This is a genomic window from Nonomuraea sp. NPDC050153, assembly GCF_044460125.1.
Lineage (GTDB): Bacteria > Actinomycetota > Actinomycetes > Streptosporangiales > Streptosporangiaceae > Nonomuraea.
In genome coordinates, this window is sequence record NZ_JBITJQ010000014.1 from 1 (window position 1) to 17,660 (window position 17,660).

The 17,660-nt window shown below is 69.0% G+C and carries 19 protein-coding genes; 7 read left to right on the forward strand and 12 right to left on the reverse strand.

Annotated features, from left to right (window positions below; genetic code table 11):
* The first annotated feature begins 90 nt into the window (after positions 1-90).
* The gene (locus tag ACIBQ1_RS30495) at positions 91-1,050 is read left to right on the forward strand and encodes a GNAT family N-acetyltransferase (protein ID WP_397282741.1); all 960 of its coding nucleotides are present in this window, start codon (positions 91-93) and stop codon (positions 1,048-1,050) included.
* Here ACIBQ1_RS30495 and ACIBQ1_RS30500 read toward each other — a convergent pair.
* The 3 genes from ACIBQ1_RS30500 to ACIBQ1_RS30510 are packed head-to-tail and all read right to left on the reverse strand — an operon-like array spanning position 1,037 to position 3,586.
* Positions 1,037-1,420 (reverse strand): Rieske (2Fe-2S) protein, encoded by a 384-nt coding sequence (locus tag ACIBQ1_RS30500; RefSeq protein ID WP_397282742.1) that lies wholly within the window; start codon positions 1,418-1,420, stop codon positions 1,037-1,039. The two genes, ACIBQ1_RS30495 and ACIBQ1_RS30500, sit on opposite strands and share 14 nt — an antisense overlap.
* Before the next feature lie 37 nt (positions 1,421-1,457).
* Complete coding sequence (locus ACIBQ1_RS30505; RefSeq protein WP_397282743.1) at positions 1,458-2,918, reverse strand: sensor histidine kinase; 1,461 nt, start codon at positions 2,916-2,918, stop codon at positions 1,458-1,460.
* Entirely contained in the window at positions 2,915-3,586 is a 672-nt protein-coding gene (locus ACIBQ1_RS30510; protein WP_397282744.1) for a response regulator transcription factor, read from the reverse strand. The genes ACIBQ1_RS30505 and ACIBQ1_RS30510 overlap by 4 nt, the downstream gene beginning before the upstream one ends.
* 124 nt (positions 3,587-3,710) lie before the next feature.
* Between ACIBQ1_RS30510 and ACIBQ1_RS30515 the strand changes: the two genes are divergently transcribed.
* Entirely contained in the window at positions 3,711-4,211 is a 501-nt protein-coding gene (locus ACIBQ1_RS30515) for a hypothetical protein (RefSeq protein WP_397282745.1), read from the forward strand.
* A 59-nt stretch (positions 4,212-4,270) separates the two neighbouring features.
* Here the strand turns inward: ACIBQ1_RS30515 and ACIBQ1_RS30520 are convergent, their stop codons facing one another.
* A complete protein-coding gene (locus ACIBQ1_RS30520; RefSeq protein WP_397282746.1) occupies positions 4,271-5,347 on the reverse strand; it encodes a hypothetical protein in 1,077 nt (358 codons plus the stop codon).
* Positions 5,348-5,462: 115 nt separating this feature from the next.
* Entirely contained in the window at positions 5,463-5,936 is a 474-nt protein-coding gene (locus ACIBQ1_RS30525; RefSeq protein WP_397282747.1) for a YtxH domain-containing protein, read from the reverse strand.
* A gap of 186 nt (positions 5,937-6,122) precedes the next feature.
* Between ACIBQ1_RS30525 and ACIBQ1_RS30530 the strand changes: the two genes are divergently transcribed.
* The gene (locus ACIBQ1_RS30530; RefSeq protein ID WP_397282748.1) at positions 6,123-6,659 is read left to right on the forward strand and encodes a peptidylprolyl isomerase; all 537 of its coding nucleotides are present in this window, start codon (positions 6,123-6,125) and stop codon (positions 6,657-6,659) included.
* A 269-nt stretch (positions 6,660-6,928) separates the two neighbouring features.
* Complete coding sequence (locus ACIBQ1_RS30535; RefSeq protein WP_397282749.1) at positions 6,929-7,795, forward strand: rhomboid family intramembrane serine protease; 867 nt, start codon at positions 6,929-6,931, stop codon at positions 7,793-7,795.
* Positions 7,796-7,829: 34 nt separating this feature from the next.
* Here ACIBQ1_RS30535 and ACIBQ1_RS30540 read toward each other — a convergent pair whose 3' ends face one another.
* On the reverse strand, positions 7,830-8,075 hold the full coding sequence (locus ACIBQ1_RS30540; RefSeq protein WP_397282750.1) for a cell division protein CrgA: 246 nt from the start codon (positions 8,073-8,075) through the stop codon (positions 7,830-7,832).
* 143 nt (positions 8,076-8,218) lie between these two features.
* Here ACIBQ1_RS30540 and ACIBQ1_RS30545 point away from each other — a divergent pair, with 143 nt between their 5' ends.
* Genes ACIBQ1_RS30545 through ACIBQ1_RS30555 form a run of 3 tightly spaced genes read left to right on the forward strand, consistent with a single transcriptional unit; the run spans position 8,219 to position 9,550 of the window.
* Entirely contained in the window at positions 8,219-8,821 is a 603-nt protein-coding gene (locus tag ACIBQ1_RS30545) for a class E sortase (RefSeq protein ID WP_397282751.1), read from the forward strand.
* A gap of 1 nt (position 8,822) precedes the next feature.
* A complete protein-coding gene (locus ACIBQ1_RS30550) occupies positions 8,823-8,981 on the forward strand; it encodes a hypothetical protein (RefSeq protein ID WP_397282752.1) in 159 nt (52 codons plus the stop codon).
* The gene (locus tag ACIBQ1_RS30555) at positions 8,978-9,550 is read left to right on the forward strand and encodes an anthranilate synthase component II (protein ID WP_397282753.1); all 573 of its coding nucleotides are present in this window, start codon (positions 8,978-8,980) and stop codon (positions 9,548-9,550) included. Before ACIBQ1_RS30550 ends, ACIBQ1_RS30555 begins: the two co-directional genes overlap by 4 nt.
* Before the next feature lie 147 nt (positions 9,551-9,697).
* On the opposite strand, the gene pknB is transcribed toward ACIBQ1_RS30555, so the two are convergent.
* From pknB to ACIBQ1_RS30585, 6 genes are all read right to left on the reverse strand, one after another.
* Positions 9,698-11,563: a Stk1 family PASTA domain-containing Ser/Thr kinase gene (gene pknB / locus ACIBQ1_RS30560; protein ID WP_397282754.1), complete on the reverse strand. Its 1,866-nt coding sequence runs from the start codon at positions 11,561-11,563 to the stop codon at positions 9,698-9,700.
* A gap of 83 nt (positions 11,564-11,646) precedes the next feature.
* Positions 11,647-12,996, reverse strand: coding sequence for a serine/threonine-protein kinase (locus ACIBQ1_RS30565; RefSeq protein ID WP_397282755.1), 1,350 nt, complete (start codon positions 12,994-12,996; stop codon positions 11,647-11,649).
* A gap of 21 nt (positions 12,997-13,017) precedes the next feature.
* Positions 13,018-14,478 (reverse strand): peptidoglycan D,D-transpeptidase FtsI family protein, encoded by a 1,461-nt coding sequence (locus tag ACIBQ1_RS30570; RefSeq protein ID WP_397282756.1) that lies wholly within the window; start codon positions 14,476-14,478, stop codon positions 13,018-13,020.
* On the reverse strand, positions 14,475-15,893 hold the full coding sequence (locus ACIBQ1_RS30575) for an FtsW/RodA/SpoVE family cell cycle protein (RefSeq protein ID WP_397282757.1): 1,419 nt from the start codon (positions 15,891-15,893) through the stop codon (positions 14,475-14,477). Before ACIBQ1_RS30575 ends, ACIBQ1_RS30570 begins: the two co-directional genes overlap by 4 nt.
* Positions 15,894-17,189 carry a Stp1/IreP family PP2C-type Ser/Thr phosphatase gene (locus ACIBQ1_RS30580; protein ID WP_397282758.1) on the reverse strand — a complete coding sequence of 432 codons (1,296 nt, stop codon included), beginning with the start codon at positions 17,187-17,189 and terminating at the stop codon, positions 15,894-15,896. It abuts the gene before it with no gap.
* On the reverse strand, positions 17,186-17,656 hold the full coding sequence (locus ACIBQ1_RS30585; RefSeq protein WP_355379658.1) for an FHA domain-containing protein: 471 nt from the start codon (positions 17,654-17,656) through the stop codon (positions 17,186-17,188). Before ACIBQ1_RS30585 ends, ACIBQ1_RS30580 begins: the two co-directional genes overlap by 4 nt.
* Positions 17,657-17,660: the final 4 nt, after the last annotated feature.

A 17,660-nucleotide genomic window follows, 5' to 3' on the forward strand; every position in this document is an offset into this window, starting at 1 on the left:
TCGGTAAGCCGTATGCGGGAAAACCGCACGTACGGAATTGAAAGGGGGATGGGGAACCGGGCCTTCACGGCACCGCGCCCCTGACTACCAATGGAGTGGGGACCGCTGACCGGCAAGGACGCCGAGGCCCTGGCCGAGCTCTGGGCCGCCATCGAGGCCGAGGATCGGACGGGCGAGGTCTACAGCGTCGACGACGTGGCGGAGCACATCTCCAGCCACCTCGTCGACCTGGACCAGGGCACGCTCGCGGCCAGGGACGGCGACCGGATCGTGGCCTTCGGCTACCTCCCCGTCCGGCAGACCGCCGACGACCTGCACATGATGCGCCTGTCGGGCGGCGTGCACCCCGCCTACCGCAGGCGGGGGCTCGGCAGGCGCATCGTCGACTGGAGCGTCCAGGCGGCGCCGGGGCTGAGCGAGCAGGCTTTCCCCGGCGTCCCTCTGGAGGTCCACATCGACGTCCACGACGGCCGGCCCGACGTCGCCGCGCTGGTGGAGGGGGCCGGGTTCACCGCCGTACGCTCGTTCGCCCGCATGGAGCGGAGCCTGTCGGGCGACCTGCCCGCGGTCCGGCCGCCGGACGGCCTCTCCATCGCCGCCTGGCTGCCCGAGCTGGACGAAGGCGCCCGCCACGTGCGCAACGAGTCGTTCCGCGACCATTGGGGCAGCGTGCGGCACACGCCCGAGAGCTGGCGCGCCCTCATCAGCGGCTCCAGGAACTTCCGCCCTGAGTCGTCGTTCGTGGCCCTGGCGGGCGGCCGACCGGTCGGCGTGCTGATCACGCACTTCTTCGAGGCCGCCTCCGCCCGGCGCGGCGAGCGTCAGGCGTGGATCCAGATCATCGGCACGCTGCGCGAGTGGCGCGGCAAGGGCGTGGCGAGCACGCTGATCGGGCACGCCCTTGCCGCGTTCGGACGTCAGGGATACGACAGTGCCGGGCTCGGGGTGGACGCCCACAACCCCACGGGGGCCGTGAGCGTTTACAGCCGCGCCGGGTTCGAGATCACCAGGCGCACCACCACCTACGCCTTGCCGATCAAGCCAGCCTGATCTTCCCCTTCGACACCTTGATCTTCTTGCTGGCGAGCGGCTTCTTGGCGGGGCCGTTCACCACCTTGCCCGTCGAGGCGCTGAACCTGCTGCCGTGGCACGGGCAGTTGATCGTGCCCCGGCTGACGCTCGCCACCGTGCAGCCCTGGTGGGTGCACTTGGCGCTGAAGCACTTGTAGACGCCCTTCCTCGGCTGGGTGATCACGTACTTGTTCTGGACGATCTTCCCGCCCCCCACCGGGATGCTCTTGGTCGTGGCGAGGACGGGCTTGGCCGCCTCCGCCTCCGCCTCTGCCGGGCGCGGCCACAGGAACACGACTCCTGCGCCCACGGCGCTGCTTCTGGTGATCAATGCGCGGCGTGTGAGCATTGTTGCCTCCTTCAACCACCCACACGTTTGCAGATCATCAGCGGTTCAGAGGAAATTTGGCGATAAATCCGGAATCTTCGTACACGAGCGTGCCGCCATGCCGGAGCGCGATGTCCCGCGCGATCGGCAGCCCCAGCCCGGCGCCGCCCGCGTCCCTGGCCCGCGCCTCGTCCAGCCTGGTGAACCGGGCGAACACCGCCTCCCGCTGCTCCGGCGGGATCCCGGGCCCGTCGTCCTGCACCTCCAGCACGGCCTGGCCCTTCTCGGCCCGTACGAGTACCCGCACGGTGGAGGCGGCGTGCCGTACGGCGTTGTCGGCCAGGTTCGTCACCAGGCGGTCGAGGTGGGCGCGGGAGCCCTTCATCACCACGTCCGGCTCGATGTCCAGCTCCAGCCGCACCTCGGGCCGCCGCCTGGCGCGTACCGACTCCTCGGCGGCCACCTGGCCCAGGTCCAGCTCGGCCGCGCGCAGCGGCTCGCCCGCGTCCAGCTTGGCCAGGATGAGCAGGTCGGCGGCCAGGGACTGCAGGCGTTCGACGTCGGCCAGGGCCTCCCTGGTCAGCTCGCTGGGCTCGGCCAGCTCCAGGCGGGCGCGCAGGGTGGCGATGGGGCTGCGCAGCTCGTGCGCCGCGTCCGCGACGAACCGCTTGTGCGTGCCCACGGCCGTCTCCAGGCGGTCGAGGGTGCCGTTCACGGTGGAGGCCAGCGCGGCGATCTCGTCTTTCGAGCCGGGTACGGGCACGCGCTGGTGCAGGTCGCGGGCCGTGATGTCGGCGACCTTGGCCCGGATGGCGGCCACGGGGGCCAGCGCGCGGCCCACCGAGATCCACGTCATCCCGGCCACCACGAGCAGCACGGCGGGCACGCCGGGCAGCAGCGCGCCGTAGAGCGTCTGCAGCGCCTTCTCGGTGCCCTCCAGGGGGACCCGCGACCAGACCATGGCGGGGCCGCCCACGGTGGCCACCCTGACGCCGGCGATGGCGTACTTCTGCGGCGCCGCCCACTCGGTGGCCGAGGTGGCGGCCTTGTCGTCGGTGAGCAGGACGTCGGGGTCGGCGACGGCGGCCGTCGCGCCGTCGCGCAGGTGGACGGTGCCGCTCCTCCCGACGATCGCGACCGGCCCCGCGGTGCCCGAGGTCTCGGCGAGCTCCTGGCCCTGCTTCGTGGTGCCTGAGGTCTCGGTGGGCTCCTGGCGCTGCTTCCCGGTGTCCAAGGTCTCGGCGGGCACCTTCGTGGTCGCCTCCAGCTCTGGCGAGAGCGGGGCGGCGCGTGCGAGGTTCACAGTCTCCGCGTACGGGGCCGCGGCCACGGCCTTCCTGGTGGCCTCGGCGTCGGCGTTGCTCTGCAGCGTGCCGCGCAGCACCGCCACCAGCGCCAGCGCCGCCAGGCCCAGGGCGAGCGCCACCACCAGGGTCGCGGCGGCGGTCGCACGCAGCCGCACGGATGACAGCTGTACGAGAGCGGGCCGCAGGCCGTGGGGGATCCGCAGTGGGCTCATGCCGCCTCCAACCGGTAGCCGGCGCCGCGGACCGTCATGAGCGTCGTTTTTCCGAAGGGCACGTCGATCTTGCGGCGCAGGGCGCTGATGTAGACCTCGACGATGTTCGGGTCGCCGTCGTAGGAGAAGTCCCAGGCCTGGGCCAGCAGTTCGCTCTTGGAGACCACCTCGCCGGCCCGGCGGGCCAGCGCGTGCAGCACCGCGAACTCCTTGGGCGTCAACCCGATCTCCACCTCGCCCCTGCGGCACTTCAGCGCCGCCGGGTCGACCACCAGGTCGCCCACGGTGATCGACACGGGCCGCTCCCGCCCGCCCCGCCGCACCAGCGCCCGTAACCTGGCCAGCAGCACCACGTACGAGAACGGCTTGGCCAGGTAGTCGTCGGCCCCGTTGTCGAGCGCCTCGGCCTCGTCGTAGATGCCGTCCTTGGCCGTGAGCATCATAATCGGCGTCCAGTCGCCCGCCTCGCGCAGCTTGGCGCAGACCGCGTAGCCGTTCATCCTGGGCAGCATCACGTCCAGGACGATCACGTCGTACGCGTTCTCGGTGGCCATCCACAGGCCGTCACGCCCGTCGTGGGCCACGTCCACGGCGAAGCCCTCGCCCGCCAGCCCGCCTTTCACCAGATCGGCCAGCCGCTCCTCGTCCTCCACCAGTAGCACTCGCACACCGACCAGGGTGCCTCAGGTCACCTAAAGCCAACCTGAAGATCATTTAGGGCCTCTTCAGGATCACTTCAGGTGCGCCGGTCCAGTCTCGGAGGCGTTCGACCGATCCCAGTGAGGAGAACCCATGTTCAAGCGACGTCTCGCGCTGCTCGGCGCGGTCGCCGTTCTCGCCGTCACCGGCCTGACCGGCTCCGCCCTGGCCGACGAGGCCCCGCCCACCGCCGGCGCCAAGGTGACCTGCAAGACGGCCGACGGCGTGGCCGTCCAGATCGCCGAGGCCGTGCCGGGGATTCCCGGCAAGATCGCCACGCGCGGCGGCAAGGTGCGGGTGACCGAGCCCGACGGCAAGCTGAAGGTCGACGCCCTTCCCGACGGGGAGGCCCCGCCGCTGGACCTGGCGAAGGCGCTGCCAGCCCCGCAGGACGGCGAGGACCCGGTGACGACCGTGCGCATCCCGGAGGACGGCGAGGCCCTGGTGCTGACGGCCACGCCCATCCCGGACGGGGAGCTTCCTGAGGGCGGGCAGGCCGCCCCCGCCCAGCCGGCGAAGCCCGGGGAGGCGCCGACGGGTGAGCCGCTCGCCATCACCAAGACAGTGAAGATCGTCTGCGAGAAGGCCGACTAAGACTTCTCCACGTCACCCCTGGTCACCCCGGGCCACTTCGGTCACTTCGGTCACTTCGGTCACTGTGGGAAGGACGGGTGTGGTCCGAGCGCCCAGTACTCGTACAGGCCGTGGCCGACGAGCCCGTCGTACTCGAAGCGCCCGACGGCGTCCACCATGCCCCACATCCTGGCGGCGTCGTCGGGCAGCCGGTACGTCACGCCCTGCACGACCGGCCCCTCGCCCTGGTACATCCCGTGCTTCCAGTCCGGCTCCAGGCCATAGCCGGTGCCGACCATGAGGTGCACCGGCAGGATCGGGGTGCAGCGCACGTCGAACGGCTTGCCGCCGGGAGGCGAGAAGGTGATCGTGGCCTCGACGACGTCGCGGGTGCCGGGGGCGTAGACCGGGCGGTATTCCGGTCTGCCGAGGTATTCCTCCTCGCGGCCGTCGGACCAGACGCGTACGGCCTCCTCCAGCATCCGGCGGCCGCGCTCGTCCTCCTGGACGATGCAGAGGATGGCGTGGTCGTCGAACTGCATGGGCGTGTAGAGCCAGTAGAACGTGCCCGGGTTCTTGGTCTGGATGCCGGGCGGTTCGGGCTCGCCGACCGGCCTGATGCCCCAGGATCGGTCTCTGGTGCCCTGCCAGCGGTCGGGCGTGACAGGTATGTCCTCCTCGCCGATCCTGATGTTTCCGGACCAGCGCCCGGTCTGCGCCAGGCGTACCGAGTCGAACATGACCCGCTCCTGCCACCGCAGGAAGTGCCGCGGCTCCAGCGTCGCCGGGATCGTGCCCTCCCAGAGGAGGTCGAAGGACAGGCCGTGCTCGTTCGGCTCCAGGACCACCCGGAGGCGCTTGAGCCCTTCGAGCACCTCGACCCGGAACGGGCCGATCTCGGTGTTCATCCGATCGGTGCCCAGCTCGCGGGAGGCCCGTACGACGCGGTGCAGGTCCGCGTGGCGTACGCAGGCGAAGGCGTCGGTGACGCCCAGGTTGGGGTACTGGCCGAGGCCGACGATCAGCATGAGCTCGTCGGTGCCGGGGTGGCAGTTGAAGTAGTAGCGGTCGTAGAAGTTGCGGTCGGAGGTGGCGACGTGCCGCATGACCTGGGCGGCCTGGTGGACGGGGTAGTCGTCTAAAGGAGACAGCGCCATGTCCGGGTTTGTAGCAAGCGCTTGGTGTCTCGTCAACGGGCTGCCCCGGCCTCGTGAACGAGAAGCGCGCCCTCGGGCTCACCCGAGGACGCGCTTCCCTTCCGGCAGTACCTGATCAGGACATCTTGCGAGATGCCTCATCTGCCTTGTCGGACATCCGTCCCGCCATCCGGTCCACCGGTTCGGCGGTCCTGTCGGCCTTCTCGGTGACCCAGCGTGACGCATCTGAGGCGGAGTCCTTCATGTGCTCGGTCCACTGCTGCGCGTTGCGGCGATAGAACATGTAGCCGATCGCCCCCACCGCGAGGCCGGTCAGCAGAACGAGCGTCGGCCATCGCCGAGACCGCGTGGGCGTGGGGTCGATCCTCCTGGCCGCCGAGGTCAGCATCGAGCTGACCCTGGGAGCGACCTGATCCTCGAACCCGTGCGCCGCTGAGTGCAGCCGTGGCGCCGCCCAGTAGCGGGCGTCCTCGAAGCGCTGGGCGGCGACCATCTTGGCCTGGTCCGCCATGGGCGCCATCCGGTGGCCGGTTCGTACGGCCTGGGCCTTCATTCGGCCCGTCCACGTGGTGGGTACCTCTATGACCACGCGGCGTCTTCTCATTGTCAGGGACACGACAACCTCCCCTGTCCTTGGGGCCCCGAGCCTGACCTTCCCTGGACAAGGCAGCTCAATCATGGCGGGTCGTGGGAGGATGGCCTGTGGAGGCCTACCGGCCATAATCCTCAAAACATCACAGAACCAACCCTGCGCATAGAGGGGGGCGGCTGTCTCGTGGCTGAGAAGCTGATCGCAAACCTGAAGACCAACCATGGAAATATCAAGGTGGAGCTCTTCCCCAACAGAGCCCCGAAAACGGTGCGTAACTTCGTCGAGCTGGCAGAAGGCTCGCGCGAGTGGACGCACCCGGGCACGGGTGAGAAGAGCACCGAACGCTACTACGACGGGACGATCTTCCACCGGGTGATCTCCGGATTCATGATCCAGGGCGGTGACCCGCTCGGCCAGGGCATCGGTGGCCCGGGCTACGAGTTCGACGACGAGATCCACCCGGAGCTGTACTTCAACCGCCCGTACCTGCTGGCCATGGCCAACGCGGGCATCCGCTTCGGCAAGGGGACCAACGGGTCGCAGTTCTTCATCACGGTCGTGCCGACGCCGCACCTGAACGGCAAGCACACGATCTTCGGTGAGGTGATCGAGGGCCAGGACGTCGTGGACGCCATCGCCAAGACCCGCACCGACCGCCGGGACCGCCCGGCGGACGATGTCGTCCTGCAGTCGGTCACCTTCGACCGCGTTCCCGCCTGACCACCCCCGCCCCATCCCCACCACGGGCCCTGGGGCGGCCCTCACTCCCGTGCCTCCACCAGCGCGGCACGGGCCTCGGGCTTCTGCCTGCGCCGGTGCGGCGGGGCGTGTCACGTCCGCCACGGGGGCGGCATCACGTCCGCCGCAGAGCGCATCACGTCCACCGCAAGGCGTGTCACGTCTCCTGCGTGCCGCCGCAGGTCCACAGCGGGCCGGGGGCGACGGGTGGGGACACGCGGGTACGGCGCGTAAGCCATAGGCTTTCGGTCATGACCAGCCAGCCGCCCAGCCCGCCCCCGCACCCCGAGCAGCCTGCGGAGGCGGTGCCCACGTGCTACCGGCACCCCGACAAGGAGACCTGGGTCCGCTGTCAGCGGTGCGAGCGCCCCATCTGCCCGGACTGCATGCGCGACGCCGCCGTGGGCTTCCAGTGCCCCGAGTGCGTGGCCGACGGCAACAAGGGCCTGCGCCAGGCCAGGTCCACGTTCGGCGGGAGCGTCGTACGCACGCCGATCGTGACCTACACCATCCTGGTCATCAACGTCCTGGTCTTCGCCGCCCAATACCTCACCGGCGAGCGCGTCACCGCCGAGCTGGCGATGTGGCCGGGGCGGGTGGCCGTGTTCGACGAGTACTACCGGCTGATCACCGCAGCGTTCGTCCACGGCGGCCTTTTCCACATCCTGTTCAACTGCTGGGCGCTCTACGTCGTCGGCCCCTACCTCGAGCGCGCCTTCGGCCACGTCCGCTATATCGCGATCTACCTTGTCAGCGCGCTCGGCGGCTCGGCGCTGAGCATGTGGGTCGACTCGCTCAACCAGACCACGGTCGGCGCGTCAGGGGCCATCTTCGGCCTGTTCGGCGCCGTGTTCGTGGTCGGGCGCAAGCTCAACCTGGACGTACGCGGCATCGCCGCGCTCATCGCGATCAACCTCGCGATCACCTTCATCGTGCCCGGCATCAGTTGGACGGGTCACATCGGCGGCCTGATCACGGGGTCGGCGCTGGCGGGAGCGCTGGCCTACGCCCCCAAGAGCAACAGGACCCTGTGGCAGGTGCTGGCGATCGCGGGAGCGTTGGCTGTGCTCGCCGTGCTCGTGATGGTCAAGGTGTCGGCCATCATGAGCACGGGCTGACTTCCCCAGGCTGTGGAAAAGGCTGTGGAAAGAACTAACGCCAGCGGGTGGAAAGAACCACCCCGAAGATGATGAAAACAAACCCGATCAGCAGGTTCCAGTTCTGGAGGTCGCTGAAGAAGGGCGCCCGTGGTGCGACGTAGTAGACCGAGATCCACAGGATGCCGATGATCCACGCCGTGACCATCGTGGGCGCCAACCAGCGCGGGCTGACCTTGACCTGCTGCGATCTCTGCGGCGGGGTGTAGACCGCCTTCTTGCGAGCATTGGACTTGGGCACTGGTAACTCCTGCTGAGGGCCTGGGCATCCGGATCGTCCACAGGCTCTTCGTTAAGCCTAGTTGAAGTGTGGCCAAGGATAGCCGCCACGCGCGGGACATGGCGATCCCTGGTTGTCGCATCTGACCCGAATACGCTGATCGCATGCGGGCCACGCTGCGGGCCGTGGGAGAGACGAGCATCACCGCGGGCCTGATCATGATGCTTTTCTGCGCGTACCTGCTCTGGGGCACCGGCGCGTACACCCAGAGCCAGCAGCGCCTGCTCCAGCGCGAGCTGGCGGTGCGCAAAACGGCCAGACCCGAGCCGGGCAAGCCCATGGCCCTGCTGCAGATCCCCAAGCTGGGCTCCGACTACGAGTACGCGGTGGTCGAGGGCGTGGACGCCGAGCACCTGAAGAAGGGCCCGGGGCACTACCCGGACAGCGCCATGCCGGGCCAGGTCGGCAACTTCGTGGTGTCGGGGCACCGCACCACGTACGCGGCCCCGTTCAACCGGATCGACGAGCTCGAACGTGACGACGAGATCGTCGTGGAGGCCGGCGGCGCCCGGTACGCGTACCGGGTGACCTCTCAGGACGTCGTGAAGCCCGACGAGGTGGACGTGTTCGCCCCCGTGCCCGGCAAGCCCGACATCCGCCCTCTCCGGGCTTTCATCACGTTGTCCACCTGCCACCCCGAATACTCGGCCGCCGAGCGCCTGATCGTCTACGGCGTGCTCAAGGACGGGCCCGAGGATAGGGAGTGACATGTACGCCTGGCTCTGGCGCAAGCTGCCCGGCACCGCGCGGACCAAGGCCCTGACGGCCGCCGTGCTGGCCGCTGCCGCGGTGGCCGTACTCTGGTATGTCGTATTTCCGCTACTCGAGCCCATGGTGACGCTCGACGAGGTGAGCGTGAGGAAATGAGCCGCGTGCTGGTCGTGGACAACCACGACAGCTTCGTCCACACCATCGTCCAGTACCTGCGCGAGCTGGGCGCCGACTGCGCCGTACGGCCGCGCGACGGCGTACGCGTGAGCGACGCCGACGGCTTCGACGGCGTCCTGATCAGCCCGGGCCCCGGCACCCCCGAGGCGGCCGGGGTGAGCGTGCCCCTGGTCCGCCACGCGGCCCGGAGTCGCCGGCCGCTGCTCGGCGTCTGCCTCGGCCACCAGGCCATCGCCGTCGCGTACGGCGCCACCGTGTCCCGCGCGCCCGAGCTCGTCCACGGCATGACCAGCCCCGTCACCCACGACGGCAAGGGCGTGTTCGAGGCGCTGCCCTCGCCCGTGCGGATGACCCGCTACCACTCGCTCGCCGTGTTGCCCGAGACCGTCCCCGAGGTGCTCGACGTGACCGCCCGCACCGGCGACGGCGTCATCATGGGCCTGCGCCACCGCGAGGCGCCCATCGAGGGCATCCAGTTCCACCCCGAGTCCGTGCTGTCCGAGCACGGCCATCGGCTGCTCCAGAATTGGCTGCGAGGAATCTTGTAACAAATGTCCCCCGGCGAGCGACTACCAAGTGAACGTCCCCGCCGTTGCCCCCGAGCGGCGGGGGCGTTCTCGTGTCAGCGACGGCACGAAATGTCAGCGACGACATGAAGAAGGGCCGCCCGCGAACGGGCGGCCCTTCTTCATGTCTCAGTTGCCGGTGCCTCCGAGACCGTCGTCGCCGATCGGGTCGTCGGTCGGCGGCTCGTCGTCGGACGGGAAGTCCGTCTGGTCGTCCGTCGGCGTGTCCGACGGAACTTCCGCGGTGGGCTGCGGGTTGCTGGTGTCCAGGCCGGGACCCGTGGACACCACGATCGTGATCGTCGTGCCGGGCGGCAGCTTGGTGCCCTCACCCGGGTTCTGCTGGATGACCGTGCCCTCGGCCTGCTCGTTCGGCTGCTCGTCGACCCTGACCTTGAAGCCGGCGGCCTTGATCTGAGCCGAGGCGTCCTCCTTGGTGAGCCCGATCAGGCTGGGCACCTCGCCGAGCTCCTTGGGCACGTAGAGGGTGACCGTGCCGCCCTTCTCGATCTCCTCGCCGGCCTTGGGGCTGGTGTCGATGACCGTGCCCTGTTTCCTGCTGGAGACCTTGGTCTTGACCGTGCCGCGCAGGCCCGCGTCCTCCAGCGCCTTCATGGCGTCGGCCTGCGACTGGCCGACGAGGCCGTCGGGCACCTTGACCTTCTCCGGGCCCTTCGACACGACCAGCTTGACCGTGGAGCCCTTGTCGACCTTGGTGTTCTCGGCGGGGTCCGTCCTGATGACGCTGCCCTTGTCGACGTCGTCGCTGGGCTCCTGCACCACCTGGACGGTGAGCCCGAGGCTCTTCAGCTGCTCTTCCGCGAACGCGCGCTCCTGGCTGGCCAGCGACGGGATCGCGATCTGCGTGTCGGTCGGCGTGTTCTTCGACCCGAACACCGAGTAGCCGACCCCGACGAACGCGCCGATGATCAGCAGCGGAACGATGATCCACAGCGCGGTCTTGACGCCGTTGTTCCCGCCGCCGCTCGCCCTGCGCCGCCCGCCCCGCCCGCCGCCGCCACCGTCGTCGTACTCGTACGGGGGGACAGCGGTGGTGCGCTGCGTGGCCGGGCCCTGCCCCGCCTGGGTCGCGGTCATCATCCGCGTGCCCTGGTTGAAGTTGCCGTTCATGGCCATCGTCTGGGCGTCGGTCGGCATCCCGGACATCGCCCGCTGGATGTCGGCCCGCATCTCGCCCGCGCTCTGGTAGCGGTGGGCCGGGTCCTTGGCCATGGCCTTGAGCACGATCGCGTCGGCCCACGGGGGGATGTCGCGGTCGATCTGCGACGGCGGGATCGGCTCCTCGCGCACGTGCTGGTAGGCGATCGCGACGGGAGAGTCGCCGGTGAACGGCGGTTGCCCGGTCAGCAGCTCGTAGAGCAGGCAACCGGTGGAGTAGATGTCGCTGCGCGCGTCGACCCGCTCGCCCCGCGCCTGCTCGGGAGACAGGTATTGGGCGGTGCCGATCACCTGCGCCGTCTGCGTCATCGTGGCCGCGGAGTCGGCCATCGCACGTGCGATGCCGAAGTCCATCACCTTGACGTCGCCGGCGCGCGTGATCATCACGTTGGCCGGCTTGATGTCACGGTGTACGATGCCGCCGCGGTGGCTGTAGTCGAGCGCCCGCAGGATGCCGTCGACGAGCTCGACCGCGCGCTCCGGCAGCAGCCGCCGGTCCTGGCGCAGCAGGTCGCGCAGCGTCCGGCCGTCGACGTACTCCATCACGATGTACGGCACGGGCGTGCCTTCGGTACCGTCTTCGCCGGTGTCGTAGACCGCGACGACGGCCGGGTGGTTCAGAGAGGCCGCGGATTGTGCCTCGCGACGGAATCGGGCCTGGAAGGTGTGATCGCGCGCCAGGTCGGACCGGAGGGTTTTGATCGCGACTATGCGGTCCAGCCGGATGTCTCGGGCACGATACACCTCGGCCATGCCGCCGCGCCCGACGACACCGTCGAGCTCGTAGCGACCTCCGAGTAGCCGAGGCTGAGTCATTTCCTGCACTGTCCCTTACCGTTCATCTTGGGTACCGGCCTGCTCGGGGGGCCGCCGGTGTCCATCATCGACCCCATAGCGCATCACGTCTCCTCCTTGGGCGGGTTTGTATCACCCGGGTCCGGCGAGGCGGTAGGTGTCGGAGTTTTGGGTGTAGTGGTGGGCGTTGGGGTCGGTGTGGGTGTAGGGGTACGGGTGGTCGGGGTCGGTTTCGGTGTCGGCTTCTTGGTGGGAGTAGCCGACTTGCTTACCGTAGCTGACCGCGAGGGTATCGGCCTCGGTGACTTCACCGGAACCACGGCAGGCCGCTTGGTGCGCCTCTTCGTGGGTGTGGGTGTCATCCGGTCCGGCGTCGTCGCCGCCGACTTGGTCGGCTCGGCCACCTCAGGCGTGGGCTGCGAGGGCTCCCGGCCGGCGAACGCGATGGCGCTGAGCCCCACCGCGGCCGCGCAGCCCGCGGTGGCGACCAGGGCGAGCGTCCTCCTGTGGCGCTTTCCCCCGGCCGGTGCCTGCGGCGTGGTGGCCGAGTGGAGGTGGTCCGTCTCCTGCTCGTCCTCCGGGGCCGGCTCGCGTACCCGGAAGCCGCCGGGGTCGGTGAGCATGCTGAGGTCGGCGCCCTGATGGGCGCTGGCCAGCGACTCGCGCAGCATGTAGGCCCGGTCGGCGACCTCCAGCGCCGTGGCCGGGCGCCGCGTGGGGTCCTTGGACAGAAGCGACATGACCAGCTCGCGCACCGGCGTGGGCACGTCCACCCCGAGGGGCGGCGGGTGCTCGTTGAGGTGCTGCAGCGCGATCGCCACCTGGCTGTCGCCGCGGAACGGCGTGCGCCCGGCCAGGCACTCGTAGGCCACCACGCCCAGCGAGTAGAGGTCGGTCGCGGGAGTGAGCGGGAACCCCTGGGCCTGCTCGGGGCTGACGTACTGGGCGGTGCCCAGCACGGTGCCCGTCTGCGTGACCGGAGCCGCCTCCAGGGCCCGCGCGATGCCGAAGTCCGTGACCTTGATGGTCCCCTCGGGGGTGACCAGCAGGTTTCCCGGCTTGATGTCGCGGTGGATGATCCCGGAGGTGTGCGCCGCGTGCAGCGCCTTGGCCGTCTGGTTGACCACGTCGAGCGTCACCTCGGGCCCGATGGCGCCGTTGCGCGCCAGGATGGCCGACAGCGGCTCGCCGTGCACCAGCTCCATCACGAGATAGGCGAGATCGCTCTGCTCGCCGTAGTCGAAGATCTGCGCCACTCCCGGGTCGGCCAGGGCCGCCGTGATGCGCGCCTCGTTCCTGAACCGCTCGCGGAAGGTGGGATCGGCGTAGATGTGACTACGCAGGATCTTCACCGCCACCTCGCGCCCGAGCAGCTCGTCACGGGCACGCCAGACCTCACCCATACCGCCCGTGGCGATGCGGGAGAGCAGGAGGTAGCGGTTACGGAGCCGCATGACCCAGCAGGTTACCGTCACTCACTTGTTCAGCACCGCCTCCAGCACGGCCTTTGCGATCGGCGCGGCGGTGTGGCCGCCGGTCGCCTCCGCGCCGACGTTGGCAGCACCGGACTCGACGATGACCGCCAGGGCCACCTTCGGGTTCTCGGCAGGCGCGAAGGAGATGAACCAGGCATGCGGTGGTTGGCCGTCGGCCGTCTCCGCGGTGCCCGTCTTACCCGCTACTTGGACGCCCGGGACCTGCGCCAGGTTTGCGGTGCCGTTCTGGACGACGCTGACCATCATCTCACGCAGTTTGCCCGCCGTCTCGGAGCTGACCGCTTCCGACAGCTGCTCGGGGTCGGCCTGCGTGATCGAGTCGCCCTTGGCGTCGGTGATCTTGTTGACCAGGTACGGCTTCATCACCTTGCCGTCGTTGGCGATGCCCGCGGCGATCATGGCCATCTGCATCGGGGTCATACGGTTGCTGCGCTGCCCGATCGAGGCCATGGCCAGGGCCGCCTTGTCCTCTTCCTTGCCGAAGTCGCTGTCGGTGACCGACATCGGCACGGCGATCGGCTGGCCCATGCCGAACTTCTCGGTCTGCTCCTTCATCTTGTCGTAGCCCAGCTCCATGCCCATCTTGCCGAACGGCGTGTTGCAGGACTTCTCCAGCGCGAACGTCAGCGTGACCGAGCCGGAGCCGCAGGCCGCGCCGCCGTAGTTGGGCAGGCTGAGGTTCGTCTGGGGCAGCGGCAGCCGCTGCGGCGCGTCCACGGTGGTCTGCGGGCCGGCCGAGGAGTTGTCCTCAAGATAGGCCGCCATGGTCACGACCTTGAACGTCGAACCGGGCGGGTAGGTCTGCGCGATCGTACGGTTGAGCAGCGGCTGGCTCTTGTCCTTGGCCAGCTCCTCGTAGCGGGGGAAGACCTTGGACTTGTCGGTGGTGGACAGCTCGGTCGGGTCGTAGGTGGGCAGCGAGACCATCGCCAGGATCGCGCCGGTCTTCGGGTCGAGCGCCACGAGCGCGCCGCGCTTGCCGCTCTGCCGCAGCGCGTCGTAGGCCGCCTTCTGCGCCTTGGGGTTGATCGTGAGATCGACGTTGGCGCCCCTGGTCGGCTCGCCGGTGAACAGGTCGATGCTCCGCCGCAGCAGCAGATCGGCACTGGAGCCGTTGAGCAGCTGGTTCTCCGACCTTTCGATGGCGCTCTCGCTCTCGGGCGAGAAGAAGCCGGTGATGTGCGCGTAGAGCTTGGCCTCGGGGTATTCCCTGAGGAACTTGAACCGGGGGTCCTTGGTCTCGACGGACTGCGCGAGCACCTTGCCGCCCGCCGTGATGCGGCCGCGCTCGATGGCGTAGCGGTCGTAGAAGTTGCGGGTGTTGCGGGCGTCGCCGCGCAGGCCCTCCGCTTTCACGGCCTGCAGGTAGTTCACGTTGATCATCAGGAGCGCGAACATGGCCAGGCAGGCCACGGCTACGCGCTTCAGAGTGCTGTTCATCGCTGGAACACCTGCGTCAGTCCTTCGTTCTGGATCGCCTGGGGCGGAGGCCGCCGCGCCGCGTCTGACATGCGTACCAATAGCGCGATAAGGATCCAGTTAGCCAGCAACGCCGAGCCACCCTGGGACATGAACGGGGTGACCAGGCCGGTCAGGGGGATGAGGTTCGTCACACCGCCGACGATGATGAAGACCTGCCAGGCGAGGATGAACGACAGGCCGCCCGCCAGCAGCTTGGAGAACGGGTCGCGGGCCGCCAGCGAGGTGCGCAGGCCGCGCTCGACCAGCAGGGCGTACATCATGAGCAGCGCCATCAGGCCGGTCAGGCCCAGCTCCTCGCCGGTCGCGGCGAAGATGAAGTCGGAGAACGACAGCGGGATCAGCTGGGGGTTGCCCTGGCCCAGCCCCGTGCCCAGGATGCCGCCCGCGCCGAACCCGAACATGCCCTGCATGATCTGGAAGCTCTTGCTGCACATCGAGTCGCCCGGCGGATCCTCCAGGCAGACGGGGTCGTTGCCGTAGTAGATCGGGTTGCTCGGATCGAGCCAGGCGTCGAAGCGGGCGCCGACGTGGTCGAAGACCTGGCCGGCGAGGAAGGCGCCGCCGACGAACAGGAGCACGCCGATCAGCACCCACGAGGTGCGCTGGGTCGCGATGTAGAGCATCGCGATGAACGTGCCGAACAGCAGCAGCGAGGTGCCCAGGTCCTTCTCGAAGACCAGGACGAGCAGGCTGAGCCCCCAGGTGATGAGGACGGGGCCGAGGTCCCTGGCCCTGGGCAGGTCGATGAAGAGCAGCCGCCGCCCGGCCAGCGCCAGCACGTCGCGCTTGGCCACCAGATAGCCGGCGAAGAAGACGACCAGCGCCAGCTTGGCGAACTCGCCCGGCTGGATGGAGAAGCCGCCGATGCGGATCCAGATCTTGGCGCCCTGTACCTCGCTGAGGCTGCTGGGCAGCAGCGCGGGGATGGCGAGCAGGACCAGGCCGATGGCGCCCGCGGTGTAGGTGAGGCGCTGGAGCATGCGGTGGTCACGCAGCACGATCAGGGTGATCGAGAACATGACGACGCCGAGGCCCGTCCACATGATCTGGTTGGTGGTGGACGCGCCGCCCATCTTGGCGGCCTCGAGCCGGTAGATCATCACCAGGCCGAGACCGTTGATGAGGGTCACCAGCGGCAGGATCAGCGGGTCGGCCCAGGGCGCGAACTTCGCCAGGACGAGATAGGCGGCCAGCATCAGGCCGCCCAGGCCCAGTCCGTACGCCAGCATGCCCGCGGGGATCTGGTCGTTCACCGCCAGGCCCACGTTGGCATAGGCCCCCATGACGATCAGCACCGCGAGAGCGAGCATGACGAGCTGAGCCATGCGGCGCTTGGCCGGCATAGGGACGGGGGAGTCTGCGACTTCGCTCATTTACCGTTGCTTCGTCTTGGTCGCGCTCACGGATGGCGTGGGCGACGAGCTGGCGGTCGCGGCGGGGGTGTCGCTGGCTTCCTTCTCGCCCTGGGCGAACTTCAAAGCGTTGATCCTCGTCATGCCTTCGTCGACGTCGGTGACCGGGATGCCGCCCTTGATCAGTGCCTGGTCGGCCTCGGACAGCTGGGAGAGCTGCCGGCCCGTGGCTTTGGAGACCTCGAAGAGCTGGAAGGGACCCAGCTCTCTCTGGATCCCCCGGAACACGACCACCTCGTCGCCCCTAGCGCCGACGAAGAACTGGTCCTGGGTCCACTGATACCCGAAATAGCCGCCGACGCCGATGGCGACGGCGCCTATGCCGAACACGGTGACCAGCACGGGCCACATACGACGGCGCTTGCGCCGGGGCGCCTCGGCGACCGGCTCATCGAAGTCGTCGTCCGTGAACACCGGCTGGGGCGCGGTCACCGCGTGGGCTCGCCCCGGCTGGGTCTCCTGAGGGTTGCCGTGCAGCCGGTTCATGCCCGCGGCGCCGACGACGGCGGCCTCGGCGGGCACCTGCTGCCCATCGGTGAGGTCCAGCACGTCGGCCAGCACGCACGTGATGTTGTCGGGCCCGCCACCGCGGTTCGCCAGGTCGATGAGCTGGCGAACGACCTCTTCCGGGTCGTCGATGTTGGTGAGCGTGGCGTGCAGCGTCTCCGCGCTCACCACGCCGGACAGGCCGTCGGAACACAGCAGGTAGCGGTCGCCCACCTGCGCCTCGCGCAGCGTCAGGTCGGGATCGACCTCACCGCTGCCGTCGAGCGCGCGCAGCAGGATCGAGCGCTGCGGATGCGTGGCCGCCTCTTCCGGCGTGATGCGCCCGTCGTCGACGAGCTGCTGCACCAGCGTGTGGTCATGGGTGATCTGGTAGAGCTCCCCACGCCTGAGCAGGTAGGCGCGCGAGTCGCCGACGTGCACCAGTGCGACCTGGGTGCCGTGCCAGAGCATGGCCGTCAGAGTCGTGCCCATGCCTTTGAGGCTGGGATCCCGCCCCACCATTTCGTGCAGCTTGCGATTGGCGTCGCGTACCGCTGCCTCGATGGTGTTGAGCAGGTCACCCCCCTGTTGGGCCTCTTCCAGAGAGGCCATGGCGGCGATGGCGACTGAGCTCGCCACCTCGCCGTGTGCGTGCCCGCCCATGCCGTCTGCGACGGCGAGCAGGCGGCCGCTAGCGTACGCCGAGTCCTCGTTCCCTTCGCGGAGGAGGCCGACGTCCGAGCGGGCGGCGTAGCGGAGTGCGATGGTCATTTGCGCAATTCAATGACTGTTTTGCCGACGCGGATCGGAACACCGAGCGGCACCGGGGTCGGGCGGGTGACTTTCGAGCGGTCGAGATACGTGCCGTTGGTGGACCCAAGATCTTCCACGATCCATTGACCGTCCTGGGGAAAGAGCCGGGCATGCCGGCTGGAAGCGTAGTCGTCGGTGACTACCAGCGTGGCGTCATTGGCCCGGCCTATGGTGATGGGCGTCTCCGTGAGATTAATGGTGGTGCCCTGCAAGGGGCCACCGGTAACGATGAGCTGGCGTGGCTCGCCCTTTTTGCTCTTGGGCTTGGCCACGGGTTTGGCGGGTTTCACGCCTTTGCGTGGGCCCGCGGGAGCAGTGCGTGAACCGAACAAGTCAGTCCGGATCACGCCGACTGCGGCAATGACGAAGAACCACAGCACCGCCAGGAAGGCGAGCCGGATCAGCAGCAGCGTGAGCTCGGACATGGAC

Coding starts and splice junctions, on each gene's coding strand:
- ACIBQ1_RS30495 (WP_397282741.1), top strand. CDS start 91: ATGGAGTGGGGACCGCTGACCGGCAAGGACGCCGAGGCCCTGGCCGAG.
- ACIBQ1_RS30500 (WP_397282742.1), bottom strand. CDS start 1,420: ATGCTCACACGCCGCGCATTGATCACCAGAAGCAGCGCCGTGGGCGCA.
- ACIBQ1_RS30505 (WP_397282743.1), bottom strand. CDS start 2,918: ATGAGCCCACTGCGGATCCCCCACGGCCTGCGGCCCGCTCTCGTACAG.
- ACIBQ1_RS30515 (WP_397282745.1), top strand. CDS start 3,711: ATGTTCAAGCGACGTCTCGCGCTGCTCGGCGCGGTCGCCGTTCTCGCC.
- ACIBQ1_RS30520 (WP_397282746.1), bottom strand. CDS start 5,347: ATGGCGCTGTCTCCTTTAGACGACTACCCCGTCCACCAGGCCGCCCAG.
- ACIBQ1_RS30535 (WP_397282749.1), top strand. CDS start 6,929: ATGACCAGCCAGCCGCCCAGCCCGCCCCCGCACCCCGAGCAGCCTGCG.
- ACIBQ1_RS30545 (WP_397282751.1), top strand. CDS start 8,219: ATGCGGGCCACGCTGCGGGCCGTGGGAGAGACGAGCATCACCGCGGGC.
- ACIBQ1_RS30550 (WP_397282752.1), top strand. CDS start 8,823: ATGTACGCCTGGCTCTGGCGCAAGCTGCCCGGCACCGCGCGGACCAAG.
- ACIBQ1_RS30555 (WP_397282753.1), top strand. CDS start 8,978: ATGAGCCGCGTGCTGGTCGTGGACAACCACGACAGCTTCGTCCACACC.
- pknB (WP_397282754.1), bottom strand. CDS start 11,563: ATGACTCAGCCTCGGCTACTCGGAGGTCGCTACGAGCTCGACGGTGTC.
- ACIBQ1_RS30565 (WP_397282755.1), bottom strand. CDS start 12,996: ATGCGGCTCCGTAACCGCTACCTCCTGCTCTCCCGCATCGCCACGGGC.
- ACIBQ1_RS30570 (WP_397282756.1), bottom strand. CDS start 14,478: ATGAACAGCACTCTGAAGCGCGTAGCCGTGGCCTGCCTGGCCATGTTC.
- ACIBQ1_RS30575 (WP_397282757.1), bottom strand. CDS start 15,893: ATGAGCGAAGTCGCAGACTCCCCCGTCCCTATGCCGGCCAAGCGCCGC.
- ACIBQ1_RS30580 (WP_397282758.1), bottom strand. CDS start 17,189: ATGACCATCGCACTCCGCTACGCCGCCCGCTCGGACGTCGGCCTCCTC.
- ACIBQ1_RS30585 (WP_355379658.1), bottom strand. CDS start 17,656: ATGTCCGAGCTCACGCTGCTGCTGATCCGGCTCGCCTTCCTGGCGGTG.